We start from the raw sequence: 21,168 nt of genomic DNA, 5'->3' as shown, positions 1-21,168 counted from the left end.
CTTTCTATTACTTAATCAGGAAAAACCATGCAAACACTACTTAAATTAACCCAATTTTTCAGTAAAACTTTTGCACTATGGGCGATCGTTTTTGCTGTTCTTGCTTTTCTATTTCCAGACACATTTAAATTTTTTACCCCTTACATCCCCTATTTACTTGGCTTGGTTATGTTTGGTATGGGCATCACACTCACTTTCAATGATTTTGGTGAAGTCGCCAAACATCCGAAAGCGGTATTTATTGGTGTGGTAGGTCAATTTGTGATTATGCCGGCTATCGCATTTTTCTTGGCTAAAGCCTTTCATTTACCCTCTGACCTTGCCGTAGGTGTCATCTTGGTCGGCTCTTGCCCCGGCGGGACTTCATCAAATGTAATGACCTATCTGGCAAAAGGTAACACAGCTCTCTCTGTTGCCTGCACCACGATTTCGACTTTACTTTCACCACTTCTCACTCCGGCAATTTTCTACTTACTGGCAAGTCAATGGCTTGATATTAATGCCTCCGCAATGTTTATGTCGGTCTTAAAAATGGTCTTATTCCCGATTTTCTTGGGATTACTCATACGTATGCTATTCAAAAACGTCATTGCTCAAGCCGGCCAAATTATGCCATTAATCTCCGTTATTTCAATTGTCTTAATTTTGTCTGCCGTAGTGGCGGTGAGCAAAGATAAAATTGTGGAATCAGGATTATTAATCTTTAGTGTCGTTGTATTACACAACTGTTTAGGTTATTTCACGGGTTTTCTTGCCGCAAGATTGTTTAAACTCAATACGGTGGATAGCAAGGCCATTGCCATTGAAGTCGGTATGCAAAATTCCGGTTTAGGGGCTGCACTTGCAGCAGCACACTTTAATCCAATTTCTGCCGTACCTAGTGCATTATTCAGCTTCTGGCACAATATATCCGGTCCGATTTTGGCAAATATTTTCTCGACGATGAAGGATAAAAAATAAGCAGTATTATGCCACTATTATACAAATCTAACGTCGGGTTTATTTGTAGGGAGATGCTTAGTAGTCCTTAAATTTCTATCCTTGAACATTTGCTGCATAATACCTAAAATAAGGATAAATTTGACCGCTCTTTATAAAAGAAAAGCAGGTATTACCCTGCTTTTTTAATTAAAATCAATTCCTTGAATACAATTTTCATATACGAATTGAAGCAATATTTCCCATTTATTTTGATCTTGATAATCAAGCAGAAAGCTTTAAATAAAATTTATCAAAATAATTTTCACTACTTCACTTCCCCACAACTCAAACAATACAAATATTGTCCTTTGGGATCATTAAATTTATTTAGCTGATTGAAATGCTGTTTAAATTGTTGGAGAGGTTTGGGAAGATCAAGCCATTGTGCAAACAGTAACTGTCCGCTTTGTCTAAAATCACGAAATAATTTACTCACCAAACCGGTATCGTCTTCAAGCATCCATTCCACTGTAAAATCTTCAATCACAGGATCACGATGAAGATTTACCAATTCACCTGCCTTTTCTACGGCACGATCAAAATCTCCCAGCTCATCTACAAGATTATGTTTGAAGGCATCTTTACCCAACCATACTTGACCTTGTGCTATGTTATCTACGGCATTTTTTGACATTTGGCGACCTTTACTGACTAAAGTCAAAAATTTATCATAGCCATGCTCAATTTCTAACTGATAAATATCTTTTGTATTTTTTGTGAGCGGACTAAAAATCGAGCCTTCAGCCAATTCTGTGGTTTTTACCCCATCTGCATTCACGCCAATTTTTTTCATCGCATTTTCAAAAGTTGGCAACATTGCAAAAATGCCGATAGAACCGGTGATGGTATTTTTATCCGCAATAATGTAATCGGAGGTAGCAGAAATCCAATAGCCCCCTGATGCTGCCATCGCTCCCATAGACACGACAACGGGTTTACCTGATTTTTGTAGATTATCGACTTCTTGACGAATCAATTCCGAAGCGAAAGCACTTCCCCCCGGTGAGTTTACCCGTAATATCACCGCTTTCACGCTTTCATCGTCATATGCCCTACGCAGTAAACGTGCCACGGTGTTGCCACCGACATCCCCTTCTGCACTTTCGCCATCAATAATCGCCCCTTCCACATTCACCACGGCAATTTTATTTTCCCCCATTGAAGAAGATGCCATTCTATCTTCAAATCCGGACAAATACGTAGAGAAATCCACCATATTCACCTCACCTTCCGTGTTTTTGCCAAAAAGTGCGGTCAATTTTTTATCTAAATCTAAATTGCTAGCAAGATCTGTCACTAATTTACGCTGTTTAGTATAAGCGGTACTGTCCCCCTTTAAGGCTTTCAAGTCGGCTAAATATTGCTTCGCATTCGGTAATAGTGTTTCCTTCGAGATATGGCGGTTCATGCTGACAATCTGAACGTAACTTTCCCACATACCGTTTAACCATTGATTCATATTTGCCTTTGCTTCCGGCGACATATCATTACGTAAAAAAGGTTCAACGGCAGATTTATAAGTACCTACACGGAAAATATGAGGCGTGATAGCCAATTTATCCAATAAATCTTTGTAGTATAAATTCTCTTGTGCCAAGCCTTGAATGGATACCTGCCCGATTGGGTTCAAATAAATTTGATCGGCAAAACTGGCTAAAAAATACTGGCCTTGGGAATAATTATTAGCAAAGGCAATAACGGGTTTCTCTGAAGTTTTAAAATCCTGAATCGCTTTGCCGATATAGCCCATCGCCGGCAAATCTCCACCGGAAAAATAATTAAGATCCAATACCAAGCCTCGAATGCTATCATCATTTTTAGCCAAGTTAATGGCATAAACTACATCGAAAGTCGATATTTGTAATGGAGTGTGATCGTTTGTGCTTAACTCTCGTAGTGCTTGTTGCCAACCAAATGCCTCATCACGATTGTCTGCTAAATAACCGTCTAGATTAAGCAACAATGCCCCTTTATCAGCAGTTAAATTCATACTGCCTTTTTTCGTATTACTAGTGAAACTAAACAGGCTAATTAACAATAAAACAAACACTAAAAAGAAAAAATTCATCACTAAATCACGAATAAAATTTAGTGCGTGCCAACAAAATTTAATCACTCGAAAAATAGGGTTCATAGGGTATTAGACAGATCAAAAAAATTGCGCCTAGGGTAACATAAACCCGTACTAAAAACTATGCTATAATCCACCGCACTTTTATTTTATATGAGAGAGAAAAATGGATGCTTTAACCCTTTTAACCACCCGCCGTTCCAATAAAAAACTCGCTGCACCTGCACCGGATAAAGCCCAACTTGAACAAATTTTCCAAGCCGCTCTTCGTACACCGGATCACGGCAAATTACACCCCTATCATTTTGTCGTTATCGAAAATGAGGGTTTAAATAAATTAGAAGGTTTGCTCAAAGATGCCGTGGTTGAACTCAACCTTGGTGAAGAGCGGTTAAAAAAAGCGGAGAATTTGGCACACCGTGCCCCTATGGTGATCGCTGTTATCGCAAAAATTAGTCCTGATGTAGCAAAAGTACCGGAATGGGAACAATTAGTCACCGCAGGTTGCGCAGCATACGGCATTCAACTTGCTGCCCATTCACAAGGCTTTGACAATGTTTGGATCACCGGTAAATGGGTAAACGGCAGCGCACTACGCCAAGCCCTAGATTGCCGTGAACAAGATGAAATCGTGGCACTCTTAATGATCGGTACGGCGGCAGAAAAAACGGATAGAGAATGTCGCCAAGAAAATATTGAAGAATTTGTGAGTTATTTATAAAAATCCTTCCTTTAAAAAAGTGGGTGAACAAGATTCACCCACTACACTATCTCCAATAAATTTAAAAAGATTTCTCAAAAATCAAATTCAGGTTTTGGCGGTCGTAGGAATACATTGTCGGGATATTACTTTTTTGTTTTCGGTAGGAAAATTGTAATTTGGGTGTAATACCGAGAAAATGCCAATCCCGTTTCCATAAAGTCAAATTCACATTAAAAATACGATCTTTACGAACTTTTCCTAAAGTAATCAGCCTGCCTAGCACCGCTTCGTCTTTGTAGTGACGTTGTGAAATGCCGAAACCCAAACGGCTTGAAATGCCTTTGCCCCATTCTTGCCCCCAGCCTAAACGGATGGATTGAGTATCGGAGCTATATTGTTTCACTCTTGTAGTTTCACGGTTAAAATCACCGCCAAAGTAGAAAAATTGCCGTGGCGTTCTTGCCCAAACCAGCGTGGCAGAAATGAGTTTTCGATTACCGTCTTGGCTGTAAGCGTCAAAATAACGCTGTTTGGCAAATTCTGCGGCACTTGAAAGTTGCCAATTCGGATTGAGCCAATGGCTTAATTCCAATCTTGCGCCATTTGCCCATTGGTAACTTTCGCCACCATACCAACGTTTTTCATAAAAGGGCTGCAGGCTCAAGGTAGATTGTGCGGTTTTATAACGCAGTCCAAGGGAAGTGCGGTTATAAATATCATCATAATCGTGATTATCCCAATAACTTTTACCCGACAGATCGTTTTCAAAGCCTAAATAATAGCGGTTGCCGAGATTAAAATCTTTGCCGAGATAGAGGTTATAAGTAATCCCGTGTGCGGTTTGCGGCATCATATCATCATTTTTCACAAAGCCCGTTTGCTCAATATTACGGCTGTCGCCCGTATTATTCACGTTGGTATCACGCACATAATAGGCGCTGGCGGAAATCTGCCATGAATCCCGTTCCTGCAAGGCATCTAAATAAGCATTGATAAGCTGTTGCACTTGGGCAGGTGTGGCAGGATCGCTCAAGGCTTTTTGAAATTGTTCAGTGGCGGCGGTGTTTTGTTTATCCTGAAATAAGGCAATGGCAAGTTCAATCCGCACAGGGTTAAGATCCGCCCGTTCTGCCAACATTTCACGATAAATCCGAATGGCTTGGCTTAACTCTCCGCTTAGTGCCGCATGTTTGGCTTCCGCAAATTGGACAAGCAAACGGTCGTTTTCAGGGAAAGTTTTGTAAATCGCCAACAATTTTTCAATCAACTGAGGATCACGAGCATAAATCGCTTGGGTTAAGAGTTGTTGGGTTAAAATCGGGTTGTTTTTTAAATCTTCCTCAGTGATGTTCATCGGCATAGCATTTTGCCCGAGTGGAGCCACCGCCTGCTCCGCTTTTTTCGGCGTTGCTACTTTGATTTTTTGTTCCAGCTCGGCAAGATTCGCTGAGGTGGGGAAAGTGAAAAATAGAGGAAAAAGTGCGGTTAGGAATGAGGTTGTTTTCATATTAATTTAATGGAATCATATTTTTATAAATAAGGGCGAATGGAATATCCGCCCCTGTATAGAATATCTAATTAATAGACATAGTATTTTTATTATTTAGGCTGTTTTTCAGCACTAAAGACAGCCTCATAACTTTGGTTGTTATTTGTACGATTAATTTGACGACCTTCATAACGAATCTGACCAACCGCTTCCGAAGCTTTTTCACCTACAAATCTTCCTTGAAGAATAAGTTCACGCTCTCTTTCTAATAAATTTCCCTCATTTTTAAATTGAATAGAACCTGAGGTTAACTCCATTCTTGATTTCCCAAATTCTCTCTTTCCTAAGGTTTTGCTATTTAACGTTGCAGTAGTAAAGTTTTCCTCAGGTCGTGAACCAAAATGGGCATTAATCGTAATATCACCGTCTTTAAATGGTTTTGTCGGCGAATAATTCTGATTTATATAACCACTTACATAAACACTATCTGTTCTCGCTAGCACCTCACCTTTATAAGTTGCTGAACCTTTCACCTCATCAATATAATCAATATAATCTGTTTTAACCCCTTTATCATTTACTCTAAATTTTCCAACAGAATAAGCATCACTGCGTTCTCCCAAGGCTGCATTACTGCCTGTTAGCATAAATAGTTTTACATCATGTTCATTCGTGTACAAAGCACCATAGGTACTATAAGGCGTATTTTTAAAAATTAAGTTAAATTTTTCTGGGCGTACTGCTTTAGTAATGTAACCATCCTTATCTAACTCTTTAATTTCAATACCGATAATCCCTTCATTCTCAAAATAACCTTCATGCCAACCATAGAAATCCGGATTTTTTTCATCTGTTCTCGCAAGGTAATCAAAATTTAACCCTTCAAAATAAGGATTATTTTGCCTTGATAATACAAGTTCACCTTCCGGACCATCATAACCTTTTACATATCCATACCGATAACTATGAAAACGCTTTGAGTAATCATACCGAGCGCCTTTACGCCATTCTTCTCCTTCTAAATTTATCGATGTTTTTTCTGGTTCAGGTTGAGGCTCTGGTTTTATTGTCGGTTTCTCTGGTTGAGTTGGTTCGCTTGGTTGAACAGGTTTAGTTGGCTGTTCCGGTTGAGTAGGCTTACTCGGTTGCTCAGGCTCTGATGGCTGTTCCTGTTGAGTCGGTTGGCTTGGTTGCTCAGGCTCTGATGGCTGTTCCGGTTGAGTAGGCTTACTCGGTTGCTCAGGCTCTGATGGCTGTTCCTGTTGAGTCGGTTGGCTCGGTTGTTCAGGCTCTGTTGGCTGTTCCGGCTGAGTCGGTTGGCTTGGTTGAGATGGATTATCCGGCACGACCACAACAGGCGGTTTATTTTGCTCGGCTTTTTTCTCAATCAAAATGTTTTGCACATTCGTCACATTGATTTGTGCTTGTTTCACATCTTGTTGTGCCACCACTAAAATTTTATTTTGCACGGTTAAGGCTTGGTTGGCTTCTGCCAAGGCATCACGTTTTTCTTTTAATGCATTGGCATCCGGTTTTTCCGCTTTTTCCAACACACTAATTTCTTGATTAAGTGTGGTAATACGACGGTTAATTTCCGTAATTTGAGTTTCCACTTGGGTAAGTTTGGTTTGGCTATCGCTTAGTACTTTTTGTGCTGTTGTCGCACTTTGCTCAAGCTGTTGTACGGATTGTTTGCTGTAATCAATCGCTTTCACTGTTGGAACAGGTTCAATCGGTTGAGGTGTATGGCTACCGGAAGAACCAAAAATTTTACATCCGCTCAACATTAAAGCCACAATCGCTGCCGCTGCTGTTTTTTTCATCGTAACGTTCATTGTTACCTCCAAATTAAATCAATTTCTGTGAGTATGTTTCTGTTTTTGCAAGCAAAAACGGCAATATCGTACAAAAAAAAAACAAAAGTAAAGCAAAAATTGAACAATTTGAGCAAAAACAATTCAACCCAATGATTTGGCGCAAGAAACCATTAATGGCTTAAAATTTGCCTGTGATTTTTCAACAAACTGACCTGTGGGAATCGTGGGATAAAGGGCGCATTTGGTTTTCAAGAAATGGAGGAATAAATCGGAGAAAAGTGCGGTCGAAAATAGGGCTAAATTTTAGATTTTTAGCTGCTGAAAATGTGATTTTAGGGAAAACGGTAGGGACACACTGCGTGTGTCCGTTTATAACCTATTGAAATTGGTTGATTTTATAACGGACACACGCGGTGTGTCCTTACGCTTTATCGTTTAGGAATTTAGGATTTATTTTTGAACAGTGGCGAGAAATTCTTTGCGTGTATCCCGGTCTTCTAAGAATACACCGCCATAAGCGGAGGTGACGGTGTAGCTGTGGGTGTCTTTAATACCACGGGCTTTTACACAAAAGTGGGTGGCTTTCACATAAACCGCCACATCATCGGTTTCCAAAATGGTTTGAAAGGCGGTGAGAAGCTGTTCTGTTAATCGCTCTTGCACTTGTGGACGTTGGGCGAAAAAGGACACAATTCGGTTGATTTTAGACAGACCAATCACCCAATCTTTCGGGTAGTATGCCACACAAACTTTGCCGTCAATGGTGACAAAATGATGTTCGCAAGTGCTGGTAAGTGTGATGTCATTCACTTGTACCATTTCACTCACTTTCATTTGATTTTTAATCTTTGTCATTTTCGGGAAATTGGCATAATCCATTCCACTGAAGATTTCATCAATAAACATTTTTGCCAAACGATGAGGCGTTTCTTCCAAACTGTCATCCGCCAAATCTAACCCAATGAGTTTCATCACTTCATTCATATGTTTGGCAATGCCAATACGGCGTTCATCTTTATTTTTGCTCGGGTCAATCATTGGGGTTTCAATGCCTTTTTCTCTTAAAGCATCTCGAACACTTAGGGCATCGGGTGAAATTTCGCTCATAACAGTCTTCCTAAAAAAATGATGCGGTATTCTAGCAAAGGATAAACCGATCGTAAAATGAGAAAAATTGCTTATTTGAATGAATGAATCTTTAGGGATAAAATAGCCGACAATTTTTCTCCAATAAGGATTTTCCTATGCTCACCTTGGATCAAGCACGCAATCAAATGCTGGAACAACTCTCCGCTCCCTCAATTACCGAAACCGTTAATTTACAAGATGCAGCAAATCGAGTTTGTGCGGAAAATGTGATTTCCCCGATTAATGTGCCTTCTTTTGATAATTCCGCAATGGACGGTTATGCAGTGCGTTTGTCAGATTTACAACAATCCCTCACGCTTTCTGTTGCGGGTAAATCCTTTGCGGGCAATCCTTTCCAAGACGAGTGGGCGCCACAAAGTGCGGTCAGAATAATGACAGGAGCAATGATTCCGGCAGGCACGGATGCCGTCATTATGCAAGAGCAAGTAACACTGAATGCAGATGGCACCGCCACCTTTTCCGAGCTTCCCCAACCAAACCAAAATATTCGCCGTATCGGTGAAGATGTGAAACAAGGCGAGATTGTTTTGACGCAAGGTTCGCCTTTAAATGCGGTTTCTTTGCCCTTATTAGCCTCTCTCGGTATTGCCGAAGTAAAGTGCTATCCACGTTTGAAAGTCGCCATACTTTCCACCGGTGATGAATTGGTTGAAGTGGGGAAACCGCTTCAAACCGGTCAAATTTATGATACCAATCGTTTCACGATTAAATTATTACTTGAGGCGTTACATTGTGATGTGATTGATGTTGGTTTACTCCCCGATAATGAAGCCGAATTTGAAAAAGCCTTTATCAATGCTCAAAAACAAGCAGACCTTGTGATAACCAGCGGTGGCGTTTCTGTGGGAGAAGCGGATTTTACAAAAACCGTGTTAGAGAAAGTAGGAAAAATTAATTTTTGGAAACTGGCGATCAAACCGGGGAAACCTTTCGCCTTTGGCAAACTTGAAAATGCGTGGTTCTGTGGATTACCGGGCAATCCGGTTTCAGCCTTGGTGACCTTTTATCAACTGGTTCAACCCTTAATTGCGAAACTTCAAGGGCAAAAATGTTGGAAAAAACCACCGCACTTTTCGTCTATCGCAGCCACAAATTTGAAAAAAACACCGGGGCGTTTAGATTTCCAACGTGGTTTTTATCAGATCAATTCGGAAGGAAAAATTGAAGTGCAACCGGTAGGATTTCAAGGTTCACATTTATTCAGTGCCTTTGTGAAAAGCAATTGTTTTATTGTATTAGAACAAGACAGAGGCAATGTGAACGCCGGTGAAACCGTCACCATCGAACCTTTTAATCATTTATTAGGTTAAAAAATGACAATACTCAATTACGAAGAAGAATTACGCTACAATCGCCAAATTATCCTCAAGGCAGTGGATTTTGACGGTCAAGAAAAACTCAAAGAAACCAAGATGCTTATTGTCGGCTTAGGTGGCTTGGGCTGTGCAGCGGCACAGTATCTGGCTGCGGCAGGTATTGGGCATTTGACCCTGTTGGATTTTGATACGGTCTCCCTTTCTAATCTTCAACGTCAAGTATTGCACTGTGATTCCCGACTTAATATGGCTAAAGTCGAGTCCGCCAAAATCGCCCTTGAACAAATCAATCCCCATATTGAAATCAAGACAATCAATGCGAAAATGGATGAGGAAAAACTCGCCGAAATTCTACCGCACTTTGATGTGGTGTTAGATTGCACCGATAATGTTGAGAGCCGAAATGAACTTGATCGCCAGTGTGAAAAAGCAAAAATCCCCTTAATTTCCGGTGCAGCGATTCGTATGGAGGGGATGGTCTCGGTATTTACCTATGAACCTCATACCCCAACCTACCGTGATCTCAGCCAACTTTTTGGTCAAAATAGACTGAGCTGTGTCGAAGCCGGCGTACTTGCGCCAATTGTGGGTGTTGTAGGTTCGATCCAAGCCTTAGAAGCCATTAAAGTGCGGTTAAATATCGGCAAAAATTTATGCGGTCGGTTATTGATGATTGACGGATTCTCAATGCACATACGAGAAGTGACATTACCTAAAATAGCAATTCCTGCCAGCTAACAGACCAATATTTTCTCACTCAGCCATTGAAAAAAGCCTGACAGTTTAAACCTCAGGCTTTTTTTTGTAGAATAGCGAGGTTTATTCGTCTTATACCCCAAAAGGAAACACAATGAAAAAACATCACGTTGATGTCCTCATTTCTGAATCTGATGTCAAAGCACGTATTGCGATTTTAGGTGCAGAAATTACCGCTTTTTATCAAGAAAAACAAATCAATAAACTGATCGTTATCGGTTTATTACGTGGTTCATTTATGTTTATGGCAGATTTAGTCCGTGAATTAAAACTGCCGGTCGAAATTGAATTTATGACAACCTCAAGTTACGGTAGCGGTATAACGACTAACCATGATGTGAAGATCACAAAAGATTTGGAAGGCGATATTCGTGGTGAACACGTACTAATCGTAGAAGACATTATTGATACGGGTTACACTCTTGAAAAAGTCCGGGAAATTCTAAATTTACGAGATCCTGCAAGCCTAGCGATTTGTACCCTATTAGATAAACCATCACGCCGTGAGGTTAGCGTGCCGGTGGAGTGGGTCGGATTTGAAATCCCCGATGAATTTGTTGTTGGCTACGGTATTGACTACGCCCAACGCCATCGTAATTTAGGTTACATTGGTAAAGTCATCTTGGAAGAATAAGAGCATAATGCGTTTAAGGGCATCATACAGATGCCCTTTACCATATTGGAATGATTTTTTATTTCGCCGATACTCTTTATCCCCGTATTATGTTGCACATTCCAAAAAACTGAAATTTCCAACGAATATAGAGATACATAGTGTGCGTCTCATATCAATCAAATGATTTCAATATAGAAAAAATGGACACAAGCAGTCCCGACAACAGAACCCAAAACCAACCAGTTTAACGCCACTACATAATATCGACGTTATTTTCTTCTTCCTTTTTCTTACAATATGTTTCCTACACCTAAAAATATTTCTCCATTCTCTTATAACTATTCCTTATAGCTAAGGCGATTTTTTTATTTGCGTTGAGATAAATTAATTTTGATAATTTGGTCATATCAAAATAAATTCCAACCGGGCAATATCAATGCCTTACCCAATAAGGAGAAAGGAGACTCTATGAAAATTCAGCAGGTTATAAAAGAAAATCGGTTGGCTCTGCTGTTTCAGCAAGGCTCTTTTGGGATTGAAAAAGAAAGTCAACGTGTATATGCAGATGGATCCATCGTCGTGACTGAACACCCGAAAAGTTTTGGCGATCGCGCTTATCACCCCTATATCCAAACAGATTTTGCCGAAAGCCAGCTTGAATTAATTACGCCACCAAATAAAAACATTGAAGACACCTTCCGCTGGCTGTCAGCCATTCATGAAGTGGTATTGCGTACTATGCCGCAAGATGAATATGTGTTTCCGTTAAGTATGCCGGCAAAGTTGCCTCGGGAAGATCAAATCAAAGTGGCACAATTGGAAAACCCGGTGGATGTAGCATACCGTGAGCACTTGGTAAAGTCTTACGGAAAAAGTAAACAAATGGTGAGCGGTATTCACTATAACTTTCAACTCGATCCTACCTTAGTTCAACAGCTCTTTAGCGGGCAAAATGACTACCAAAGTGCGGTAGATTTTCAAAATGATTTATATCTGAAAATTGCCCGTAATTTCTTGCGTTATCAATGGATTCTTGTTTATTTACTGGCAGCAACACCAACTGTTGATACCAATTATTTTCGCGACGGTACGCCACTCAAACCGGGGCAATATGTACGCAGTTTGCGTTCCAGCCAATACGGTTATGTGAATGATCCAAGTGTAAAAATTTCTTACGATAGCCTACAAGATTATGTGAACACGCTGGAACATGCGGTTAATAGCGGTCAGTTAATTGCAGAAAAAGAGTTGTACTCCAACGTCCGTTTGCGTGGCGCAAAACATGCCCGAGAACTGCTTCAAAACGGTATCCAATATTTAGAATTCAGACTGTTTGATTTGAATCCATTTGAGCCTTATGGCATCGGCTTGAACGATGCAAAGTTCGTGCATTATTTCATTTTACTTATGGCTTGGCTGGATGAAGAATCCACCGAAAGTGCGGTCAATTTAGGCAAAGAAAAATTAGCACAAGTAGCCTTGGAAGATCCATTATCTCCCACTGCGTTTCAAGCGGAAGGAGAACAGGTTTTACACCAACTGCTAGCTATGTTGGCAGACATTCATAGCGATGAGAAAATCAAAAATATTGTTAAGGATAAACTCACGCAATTTGCCAATCCAACTCAAACCCTCAGCGCACGTTTAGTAAAAGCGATTGAAGAACATGGCAGTTATCAAAAACTGGGGGCAAAACTGGCGATACGCTATAAAGAACAGGCATTTGAACGTTTTTATGCGTTGTCTGCCTTTGATAATATGGAGCTTTCTACTCAAGCCTTAATGTTTGATGCGATCCAAAAAGGGCTAAAAATTGAAATTCTAGATGAGCGGGATCAATTCCTCAGTCTGCAATTCGGTGATCATTTGGAATATGTAAAAAACGGCAATATGACTTCGCACGATAGCTATATTTCACCACTTATCATGGAAAATAAAGTCGTCACCAAAAAGGTGTTGGCAAAATCCGGCTTTAATGTTCCTCAGAGCGTAGAATTTACCGATATAAAACAAGCTATTGCCGGCTACCCTTTATTTGCGGGACGTGCCGTGGTGATCAAACCAAAATCTACCAATTATGGTTTAGGTATCAGCATTTTCCAACAAAGCGTGCATGATCGTGAGGATTTTGCCAAAGCCATTGAAATCGCTTTCCGTGAAGACAAAGAAATTATGGTGGAAGATTATCTCAGCGGTACCGAATATCGCTTCTTTGTCTTAGGCGATGAAACCTTGGCTGTGTTATTACGGGTTCCGGCTAATGTCATCGGTGATGGCGTGCATACAGTAGCGGAATTAGTTGCTCAGAAAAACGATCACCCTCTGCGTGGTGATGGTAGCCGTACGCCACTGAAGAAAATTACCTTAGGCGATATTGAACAATTACAGTTAAAAGAACAAGGCTTGACGGCTGATAGCATACCGCCAAAAGATCAGTTGGTGCAATTAAGAGCCAATTCCAATATCAGTACCGGTGGTGATTCAATTGATATGACCGATCAAATGCATCCAAGTTATAAAGCACTTGCAGTGGGCATCACTAAGGCGATGGGAGCGGCGGTGTGTGGCGTGGATTTAATTATCCCAGATCTCACCAAACCCGCTGAGCCGCATTTGGGGTCTTGGGGCGTAATTGAAGCCAATTTCAATCCTATGATGATGATGCATATTTTCCCTTATATGGGGCAATCCCGCAGGGTCACGCAAAATGTACTGAACATGTTGTTTCCAGAATTGAAATAATGTCTCTAATACTAAAGGCGAATCGCAGTAGATTCGCCTTTTTGCTTATCTAAAATAGGGGGCATTTCATCATATTTCTACTAGATAGCCACCTTCTTCTCCCTTGTATTTCTGAACATTTTCCCCATATCCTTGTCTAACCGAGCACATATTTAGAGACTGTCTATATTTTTACTTGGAGATTCTATGAAAAAAAGTCATTTTTTATTAAGCAGTATTGCATTAGGTTTAAGTGTTCTAGGCACATCTATTAGTACACAAGCAAGTTTGCCGAGTTTTATCAGTGAACAAAATAGCCTTGCTCCTATGCTTGAAAAAGTACAGCCGGCCGTGGTGACCATTTCCGTGGAAGGCAAAGCAAAACGAAATAGTCGTTCAGCACTTCCGGATGATATTCCAGAGGAGTTTAGATTTTTCTTCGGTGATCAATTCGCAGAACAGTTTGGTCACCGTGGCAGTTCACGCAACTTCCGAGGATTGGGTTCAGGTGTGATTATTAATGCAGATAAAGGCTATGTATTAACCAATAATCACGTCATCAATGATGCAGATAAAATCAATGTGACCTTACAAGACGGGCGAGAGTTTAAAGCAAAATTAGTCGGGAAAGACGAACAGTCAGATATTGCGTTAATTCAAATTGAAAAGCCATCAAATTTGACCGCACTTAAATTTGCCGATTCTGACAAATTGCGTGTGGGTGATTTCACCATTGCTATTGGTAACCCATTTGGTTTAGGTCAAACAGTAACCTCAGGTATTGTTTCCGCACTCGGGCGTTCAACGGGTTCTGATAGTGGCGCTTATGAAAACTATATTCAAACGGATGCCGCGGTAAACCGTGGCAATTCCGGTGGCGCACTGGTAAATTTAAATGGTGAGCTAATCGGTATCAATACTGCGATTATTTCACCAAGTGGCGGTAATGCCGGCATTGCTTTTGCAATTCCAAGTAACCAAGCGAACAATATCGTTCAACAAATTTTAGAATTTGGTGAAGTACGTCGTGGATTATTAGGAATTAAAGGCGGTGAATTAAATGCCGATCTCGCAAAAGTCTTCAATGTTAATGCTCAACAAGGTGCATTTGTGAGTGAAGTATTACCTCATTCCGCTGCAGAAAAAGCCGGAATCAAAGCCGGTGATGTAATCACTGCAATGAACGGTCAAAAAATCTCAAGTTTTGCAGAAATGCGTGCCAAAATTGCGACATCTGGCGCAGGAAAAGAAATTGAGCTCACCTATTTACGTGATGGTAAATCACAAAATGTGAAGGTGAAATTACAAGCGGATGACGGAAAAGGTCAAAGTGCAAGCAGTATTGAATTGCGAGCCTTAGACGGTGCAGAATTAAATAACTACAATGAGAAAGGGATAAAAGGGATTGAAATCAGTAAAATTCAACCGAATTCCCTTGCTGCACAACGAGGATTAAAAGTTGGCGATATTATCATTGGGGTAAATCGCCAAGCGGTGGAATCAACCCAAGATTTACGTAAGGTTTTAGAAGATAAACCTTCCGCAGTGGCATTAAATATTTTGCGTGGTAACAGCAATTTCTATTTACTCGTGCAATAAGATTAAAAGTGCGGTCTGTTTGACAGCAATTTTATAAAAACGGTGTTTTATCAAGCGTAAAGCACCGTTTTTTCATGGGAAAAATACCGCTTTTATGCTACAATTCGCCCAATTTTTTGATCAAAAAAGGACTACCCATGACGGATTCAATCCAATCCTCTATTACCCCTGTCAATATTGAAGAAGAACTCAAATCCTCCTACCTTGACTATGCGATGTCCGTGATTGTCGGACGTGCTTTACCTGATGTCCGTGACGGTTTAAAACCCGTACATCGCCGCGTGCTATTTTCTATGGATCGTGAAGGCAATACGGCTAATAAAAAATACGTCAAATCTGCTCGTGTGGTCGGGGATGTGATCGGTAAATATCACCCTCATGGTGATTCTGCCGTGTATGACACGATCGTCCGTATGGCACAACCTTTCTCACTACGTTATATGTTGGTGGACGGGCAAGGTAACTTTGGTTCAATTGATGGTGATGCACCTGCGGCAATGCGTTATACCGAAGTACGTATGCAAAAAATTACACAGGCATTGCTCACGGATTTGGATAAAGAAACCGTCAATTTCTCACCAAACTATGACGGCGAATTAATGATTCCTGATGTATTGCCAACCCGTATTCCCGCATTGCTTGCAAACGGTTCGTCCGGTATTGCTGTGGGAATGGCAACCAATATTCCGCCTCACAACCTAAACGAAGTATTAAACGGTTGTTTAGCTTATATTGATAACAATGACATCACGATTGATGAATTAATGCAATATATTCCAGGGCCGGACTTCCCTACTGCGGCCTTAATCAATGGACGTAAGGGTATTGAAGAAGCCTATCGTACCGGCCGTGGTAAAGTCTATGTTCGTGCAAGGGCGACTGTCGAAACCAATGATAAAGGTCGCGAACAAATTATCGTGTCTGAATTGCCTTACCAAGTCAACAAGGCAAAACTGGTGGAAAAAATTGCCGAACTTATTCGCGAGAAAAAAATTGAAGGGATCAGCAATATTACCGACCTTTCCAACAAAGAAGGGATTCGTATTGAGATCGACATCAAACGTGATGCCGTCGGTGAAGTGGTATTAAACCACCTTTATTCTCTCACCCAGATGCAAGTCACCTTTGGTATCAATATGGTTGCCTTGGATCACGGTCAGCCACGTTTATTCAACCTGAAAGAAATCATTGAAGCCTTTGTATTGCACCGCCGTGAGGTCGTGACACGTCGCTCAATTTTTGAACTTCGTAAAGCCCGTGAGCGTACCCATATCTTAGAAGGCTTAGCGGTGGCTCGTTCTAATATTGATGAAATGATCGCCATTATCCGCAATTCCAAAAACCGAGAGGACGCAGCTAATGCCATTAGCTCTCGTTCTTGGGCATTGCACAGCGATATTATCAATCTACTTGATATTACTGCACGTCCGGACGATCTTGAGGAAAACCTAGGCATTCAAGGCGAACAATATTATTTATCACCGGCACAGGTCAATGCAATTTTAGAACTTCGCTTACACCGTTTAACCGGCATCGCTTTTGAAGAAGTGGTGAAAGAATACCAAGAATTATTGGTAAAAATTGCCGATCTTCTTCATATTTTGGGCAGTGCTGAACGTTTAATGGAAGTGATCCGTGAAGAATTAGAGGAAGTGAAATCACAATTTGGTGATGAACGTTTAACGGAAATTACTACGGCTTCGGGCGATATTGATTTAGAAGATCTGATCGCTCAAGAAGATGTGGTGGTGACACTTTCCCACGAAGGTTACGTGAAATATCAACCGCTGACCGATTATGAAGCGCAACGCCGTGGTGGGAAAGGAAAATCAGCGACGAAGATGAAAGAAGAAGATTTCATCGAAAAACTACTGGTTGCCAATACCCACGACACGATTCTCTGTTTCTCAAGCCGTGGACGCTTATATTGGCTGAAAGTTTACCAACTTCCACAAGCCAGCCGTGGCGCACGTGGTCGTCCAATTGTGAATATTCTGCCGTTACAAGAAAATGAACGTATCACCGCCATCTTACCGGTTTCCGCTTATGAAGAAGATAAATTTGTAGTGATGGCAACGGCCGGCGGTATTGTGAAGAAAATTGCCCTCACCGAATTTAGCCGCCCACGTTCAAGCGGTATCATCGCCTTAAATTTACGTGATGAAGATGAGTTAATCGGTGTCGATATTACGGACGGTAACAATGAAATTATGTTGTTCTCCTCTCAAGGCCGTGTAGTGCGTTTCGCTGAAACTGCCGTGCGTGCAATGGGGCGTTTAGCAACCGGAGTTCGTGGCATTAAACTCGCCTTAACCAATGATATGTCAGAAGACCAAAGTGCGGTCGAAATTGAAGAAGTTTCTGATGAAAACACAGAAGAGTCTTTGGATCTCAATATCGACAAAGTGGTTTCCTTGGTTATTCCAAAAGGTGAAGGTACCATCTTAACGGCTACACAAAACGGCTACGGTAAACGCACTCAATTAAGCGAATATCCAACTAAATCCCGTAATACAAAAGGGGTGATTTCGATTAAGGTAAGTGAACGCAACGGAAAAGTCGTCGCCGCCACCCAAGTGGAAGAAACTGATCAAATTATGCTAATCACTGACGCCGGTACGCTTGTTCGCACTCGTGTCAGCGAAGTGGGAATTGTCGGACGCAATACTCAAGGTGTACGCCTAATCCGTACAGCAGAAAATGAACAAGTGGTCAGCCTTGAGCGAGTGTGCGATATGGATGATGAAGAGACCTCAGAAGAAACAGGGATAACAGAAGAATAACTCTAAAAGCTAGGACTTCACTCAAAGTACGAGTGAAGTCCTTTTTTTGGTACCGGATTTCTCCCCCTATTCCCTTATCTTATAAAAAGAGCGGCCAAAAAATTCGGTATTATGTAGCAGTTGCACAAATCTGTTTTTGGGTTATCTTGTAGGGACACACTGCGTGTGTCCGTTATAAAAATCAAGTTATTTCAACAGGTTAAAATTTGGACACACAGTGTGTCCCTACATATCGCTGAAATTTATATTTTGTGCATTTGCTACATAATACCGAAAAAATTCATGTTTTTATGACCGCCCTTTTTTCTTAAAGATTAACAGGTTTAACTATTTCACTGGGATAACAACCTAAAATTTTTAAGTAATGGCTATAAGCTTTCAATTCTTCCAAAGCTTTTTGTGTATCAGGATGATGAATATTCGCCTCAATTTCCAAATAGAACATTTCTTCCCAAGGTTTTCCATAAATGGGTCTGGATTCAAGTTTAGTCATATTAATTTGATATTTTTTGAATACCAAAAGCGCATCAACCAAAGAGCCTGCCTGCTGTGGTGTCGTCATCAGCAATAAGGTTTTTGTATGAATTTGTGGGGAAACCTCTTGTGGTTCTCTTGATACCACAATAAATCGAGTTAGGTTATTTTCTTGATTCGCGATGTTACTTTTCAACATCGTTAATCCATATAACTTTCCGCCATCCTCATTTCCAAGTGCGGCAATATTTGGCTTATCCAGACTTGATACCAACTGCATTGCATGCGAACTGCTTTCACAATACTCAATATGAACACGCTCTAAGCTATGAATAAATTGACTACATTGTTGAATCACCTGTGGGTGACTATACAAGGTATCAATTTGACTTAAATCCGTTGTTCCATTGACTAAAACACAATGCTTAATCGGATAAGCAAGTTCACCAACAAGCGATAAGTCAGTATGCTGAAGCAGATCATAAACTTCATTAATCGCACCTGATGTCGTATTTTCTAAGGGCAGAACACCAACATCAGCTTCGCCATTTTTCACTTTTTCAAATACTTGTTCAAACGACTGGCATCCAACTTCCACAAACGGCTTTTGATAGCGTCCAGCATAATTACGGGCTGCTAAATTGGAATAGGAGCCTCGTTTTCCTAAAAAAGCGATATGCAAATTTTGGCTACGTTGTTCATTCAGTTTATTTTGTAAATAAACCTGCTGAGTCAATACCGAATCTTCAATGATCTTTTGAAAAATAGACGTAATATATTGTGGCTCAAGCTGATAATTTTCATTTTCCGCAAATTGCACAAGATCTTGCAAAAGTTGTTGCTCCCGTTCTGCATCACGTAAGGCTTTTTGAGTGATTTCTTTACTTCTTACCACATCAAAAGCCAAACGATGGCGTTCAGACAATAACTTTAAAAGACGTCGATCAATTTGTGTAATGAGCTGCCGAATTTCAGATAATTCTAACGCCATATTCATCCTTATTTAAAGATTATTTCATCTTTTGGATCATATTTCGATGCATCAAGCGGGGCTTTTTGTGAATTTTTCCAAATATATTTAGCAAGTACTTCCGCATCAATAAAACCAGTATTTAAGAATGTTGGATTTTTTGTTACAACCGGATAACCATCTCCACCGGCGGCGTTATAGCTTGGTAAAGAAACACGATAAGTTTTATTTAAATCTAGTGGCTTACCTTGAACTTTAACATTTTCGACTTTTTGTGCCTCTTTGTTCACGACCATAGAAATGCCGGAATATTGTGCATAAGCACCTGAATCCACTTCTTTTAATGCCACTACATTCAAATAATCAATCAACTCTTTGCCTGTAAAATCCACATAGCTCACAATATTGCCGAATGGGTGAACTTTTAAAATATCACGATAAGTCACTTTACCCGATTGGATCGAATCCCGAATTCCACCTGAATTCATAATTCCAACATCCGCCCCCGCACGTTCACGTTGCGCTTCAGCAATTAAGTGGCCAAGATTGGTTTGCTGAAAACGAATAATAGTACGATCACCTTCCAGCTTGCCTTTTAATTCGCCTAGTTCACGTCCCAATAATTCATCACCTTTATTTTGATAAACTTTTAATAAGCTCTCAATTTCTGGATCTTGAGGAATCACTTCACCATAATTGACATACTCGATTTTACCATCTTCTTTTGTGACTTTTTTCTTCAGGTTCACCGGAATTAATTCGTAATTCACAAGTTTTAATTCACCATTTTTGAACTCAAAATCCGCACGTCCTACATATTTTCCCCATTCGTATGCCTGCATTATCCAAGTACCATTTTGGAAATCCGGCTTGCAGGGCTGAGTCGGTTTATAATCCTTAACCCATACGCCTTTTTCATCTACACATACGGGATCATGGCTATGTCCCCCCACAATCATATCAAATGCCCCTTTATCTAAATTACGGGCAAGTGAAACATCACCGGGTGCATTGGATCCATATTGGGCATCGTAATAGTAGCCCATATGCGTTAATGCAATTTTCACATCCGGTTTTTCATTTTCACTTAGCATTTTAAGGGTTTCTTTCGCAGATTCTGTCGGATCTTTAAAAATCACGTTACCGGTATATTCTGGATTACCCAATTTTGCTGTGTCTTCTGTTGTTAATCCCACCACTGCAATTTTCAATCCTTGTTTATCTAAAATTGTATAGGGTTTAACAAGTGGTTGATTAGTTTTCTTATTAAATACATTTGCCGATAAGAACGGAAATTTAGCCCAAGATTCTTGCATAGCAAGCATTTGTAGAGGGTTATCAAATTCATGATTACCCAATACCGTCGCTTCATACCCCATTGCATTCATCGCTTGGATATCAGGTTCTGCATTTTGCATATCAGATTCAGGTACCCCCGTATTAAAGTCACCGGCATTTAATAAAATCACTGATCCACCTTTCTTTTCTACTTCCGCTTTCACACGATTAATGATTGTTTTTTGAGCAGGAAAACCATACTCGCCTTTACTGTTTGGCCAAAAATGCCCGTGAGTATCATTAGTATGAAGAAGTGTGAAATGGTAGGTCTTGTCTTGTTCATATGCCATTGCAGCAGAGGTTACAAGAACTAAAGGTAAAACAGTCAATAATTTTTTCATGAAAACTCATCCTAAATTAACCGCTCTTTTCTCGAGCAAACACA

14 protein-coding genes are annotated in these 21,168 nt (G+C 40.4%); 8 read left to right on the top strand and 6 right to left on the bottom strand.

Annotated elements, in window-relative coordinates; all coding sequences use genetic code 11:
• The first annotated feature begins 27 nt into the window (after positions 1–27).
• A complete protein-coding gene (locus BKK54_RS09120) occupies positions 28–960 on the top strand; it encodes a bile acid:sodium symporter family protein (RefSeq protein ID WP_077542773.1) in 933 nt (310 codons plus the stop codon).
• A gap of 286 nt (positions 961–1,246) precedes the next feature.
• Here BKK54_RS09120 and sppA read toward each other — a convergent pair whose 3' ends face one another.
• Entirely contained in the window at positions 1,247–3,106 is a 1,860-nt protein-coding gene (sppA, locus tag BKK54_RS09115) for a signal peptide peptidase SppA (RefSeq protein ID WP_077542798.1), read from the bottom strand.
• Positions 3,107–3,218: 112 nt separating this feature from the next.
• On the opposite strand from sppA, the gene BKK54_RS09110 reads away from it, so the two are divergent.
• On the top strand, positions 3,219–3,773 hold the full coding sequence (locus BKK54_RS09110; protein ID WP_077542772.1) for an NAD(P)H nitroreductase: 555 nt from the start codon (positions 3,219–3,221) through the stop codon (positions 3,771–3,773).
• A 61-nt stretch (positions 3,774–3,834) separates the two neighbouring features.
• Here BKK54_RS09110 and BKK54_RS09105 read toward each other — a convergent pair whose 3' ends face one another.
• The 3 genes from BKK54_RS09105 to folE all read right to left on the bottom strand — a co-directional run bounded on the left by BKK54_RS09105 (position 3,835) and on the right by folE (position 8,168).
• Positions 3,835–5,262 carry a surface lipoprotein assembly modifier gene (locus BKK54_RS09105; RefSeq protein ID WP_077542771.1) on the bottom strand — a complete coding sequence of 476 codons (1,428 nt, stop codon included), beginning with the start codon at positions 5,260–5,262 and terminating at the stop codon, positions 3,835–3,837.
• Positions 5,263–5,354: 92 nt separating this feature from the next.
• Positions 5,355–7,079, bottom strand: a complete 1,725-nt coding sequence (locus BKK54_RS09100) for a hypothetical protein (protein WP_077542770.1) — start codon at positions 7,077–7,079, stop codon at positions 5,355–5,357.
• A gap of 432 nt (positions 7,080–7,511) precedes the next feature.
• Complete coding sequence (folE, locus tag BKK54_RS09095; RefSeq protein WP_077542769.1) at positions 7,512–8,168, bottom strand: GTP cyclohydrolase I FolE; 657 nt, start codon at positions 8,166–8,168, stop codon at positions 7,512–7,514.
• Between the two features lie 137 nt (positions 8,169–8,305).
• On the opposite strand from folE, the gene moeA reads away from it, so the two are divergent.
• The 6 genes from moeA (at position 8,306) to gyrA (ending at position 18,001) form a co-directional block, all read left to right on the top strand.
• On the top strand, positions 8,306–9,520 hold the full coding sequence (gene moeA, locus BKK54_RS09090) for a molybdopterin molybdotransferase MoeA (RefSeq protein WP_077542768.1): 1,215 nt from the start codon (positions 8,306–8,308) through the stop codon (positions 9,518–9,520).
• Between the two features lie 3 nt (positions 9,521–9,523).
• On the top strand, positions 9,524–10,264 hold the full coding sequence (gene moeB, locus BKK54_RS09085; RefSeq protein ID WP_077542767.1) for a molybdopterin-synthase adenylyltransferase MoeB: 741 nt from the start codon (positions 9,524–9,526) through the stop codon (positions 10,262–10,264).
• Positions 10,265–10,376: 112 nt separating this feature from the next.
• The gene (hpt, locus tag BKK54_RS09080; protein ID WP_077542766.1) at positions 10,377–10,916 is read left to right on the top strand and encodes a hypoxanthine phosphoribosyltransferase; all 540 of its coding nucleotides are present in this window, start codon (positions 10,377–10,379) and stop codon (positions 10,914–10,916) included.
• Positions 10,917–11,366: 450 nt separating this feature from the next.
• The gene (gshAB, locus tag BKK54_RS09075) at positions 11,367–13,640 is read left to right on the top strand and encodes a bifunctional glutamate--cysteine ligase GshA/glutathione synthetase GshB (RefSeq protein ID WP_077542765.1); all 2,274 of its coding nucleotides are present in this window, start codon (positions 11,367–11,369) and stop codon (positions 13,638–13,640) included.
• 186 nt (positions 13,641–13,826) lie between these two features.
• Positions 13,827–15,218: a DegQ family serine endoprotease gene (locus BKK54_RS09070; RefSeq protein WP_077542764.1), complete on the top strand. Its 1,392-nt coding sequence runs from the start codon at positions 13,827–13,829 to the stop codon at positions 15,216–15,218.
• Between the two features lie 137 nt (positions 15,219–15,355).
• On the top strand, positions 15,356–18,001 hold the full coding sequence (gene gyrA, locus BKK54_RS09065; protein WP_077542763.1) for a DNA topoisomerase (ATP-hydrolyzing) subunit A: 2,646 nt from the start codon (positions 15,356–15,358) through the stop codon (positions 17,999–18,001).
• Between the two features lie 307 nt (positions 18,002–18,308).
• Here gyrA and BKK54_RS09060 read toward each other — a convergent pair whose 3' ends face one another.
• Positions 18,309–19,466 carry a chorismate mutase gene (locus tag BKK54_RS09060; RefSeq protein WP_077542762.1) on the bottom strand — a complete coding sequence of 386 codons (1,158 nt, stop codon included), beginning with the start codon at positions 19,464–19,466 and terminating at the stop codon, positions 18,309–18,311.
• A gap of 8 nt (positions 19,467–19,474) precedes the next feature.
• Positions 19,475–21,124 carry a bifunctional UDP-sugar hydrolase/5'-nucleotidase UshA gene (ushA, locus tag BKK54_RS09055; protein WP_077542761.1) on the bottom strand — a complete coding sequence of 550 codons (1,650 nt, stop codon included), beginning with the start codon at positions 21,122–21,124 and terminating at the stop codon, positions 19,475–19,477.
• Between the last annotated feature and the right edge of the window lie 44 nt (positions 21,125–21,168).

The organism is Rodentibacter genomosp. 1, assembly GCF_001999285.1.
Lineage (GTDB): Bacteria > Pseudomonadota > Gammaproteobacteria > Enterobacterales > Pasteurellaceae > Rodentibacter.
Note: the sequence above shows the minus strand (reverse complement) of the source record. Positions and strands in the feature narration are given on the sequence as shown.

Coding starts and splice junctions, on each gene's coding strand:
- BKK54_RS09120 (WP_077542773.1), top strand. CDS start 28: ATGCAAACACTACTTAAATTAACCCAATTTTTCAGTAAAACTTTTGCA.
- BKK54_RS09110 (WP_077542772.1), top strand. CDS start 3,219: ATGGATGCTTTAACCCTTTTAACCACCCGCCGTTCCAATAAAAAACTC.
- BKK54_RS09105 (WP_077542771.1), bottom strand. CDS start 5,262: ATGAAAACAACCTCATTCCTAACCGCACTTTTTCCTCTATTTTTCACT.
- BKK54_RS09100 (WP_077542770.1), bottom strand. CDS start 7,079: ATGAACGTTACGATGAAAAAAACAGCAGCGGCAGCGATTGTGGCTTTA.
- folE (WP_077542769.1), bottom strand. CDS start 8,168: ATGAGCGAAATTTCACCCGATGCCCTAAGTGTTCGAGATGCTTTAAGA.
- moeA (WP_077542768.1), top strand. CDS start 8,306: ATGCTCACCTTGGATCAAGCACGCAATCAAATGCTGGAACAACTCTCC.
- moeB (WP_077542767.1), top strand. CDS start 9,524: ATGACAATACTCAATTACGAAGAAGAATTACGCTACAATCGCCAAATT.
- hpt (WP_077542766.1), top strand. CDS start 10,377: ATGAAAAAACATCACGTTGATGTCCTCATTTCTGAATCTGATGTCAAA.
- gshAB (WP_077542765.1), top strand. CDS start 11,367: ATGAAAATTCAGCAGGTTATAAAAGAAAATCGGTTGGCTCTGCTGTTT.
- BKK54_RS09070 (WP_077542764.1), top strand. CDS start 13,827: ATGAAAAAAAGTCATTTTTTATTAAGCAGTATTGCATTAGGTTTAAGT.
- gyrA (WP_077542763.1), top strand. CDS start 15,356: ATGACGGATTCAATCCAATCCTCTATTACCCCTGTCAATATTGAAGAA.
- BKK54_RS09060 (WP_077542762.1), bottom strand. CDS start 19,466: ATGGCGTTAGAATTATCTGAAATTCGGCAGCTCATTACACAAATTGAT.
- ushA (WP_077542761.1), bottom strand. CDS start 21,124: ATGAAAAAATTATTGACTGTTTTACCTTTAGTTCTTGTAACCTCTGCT.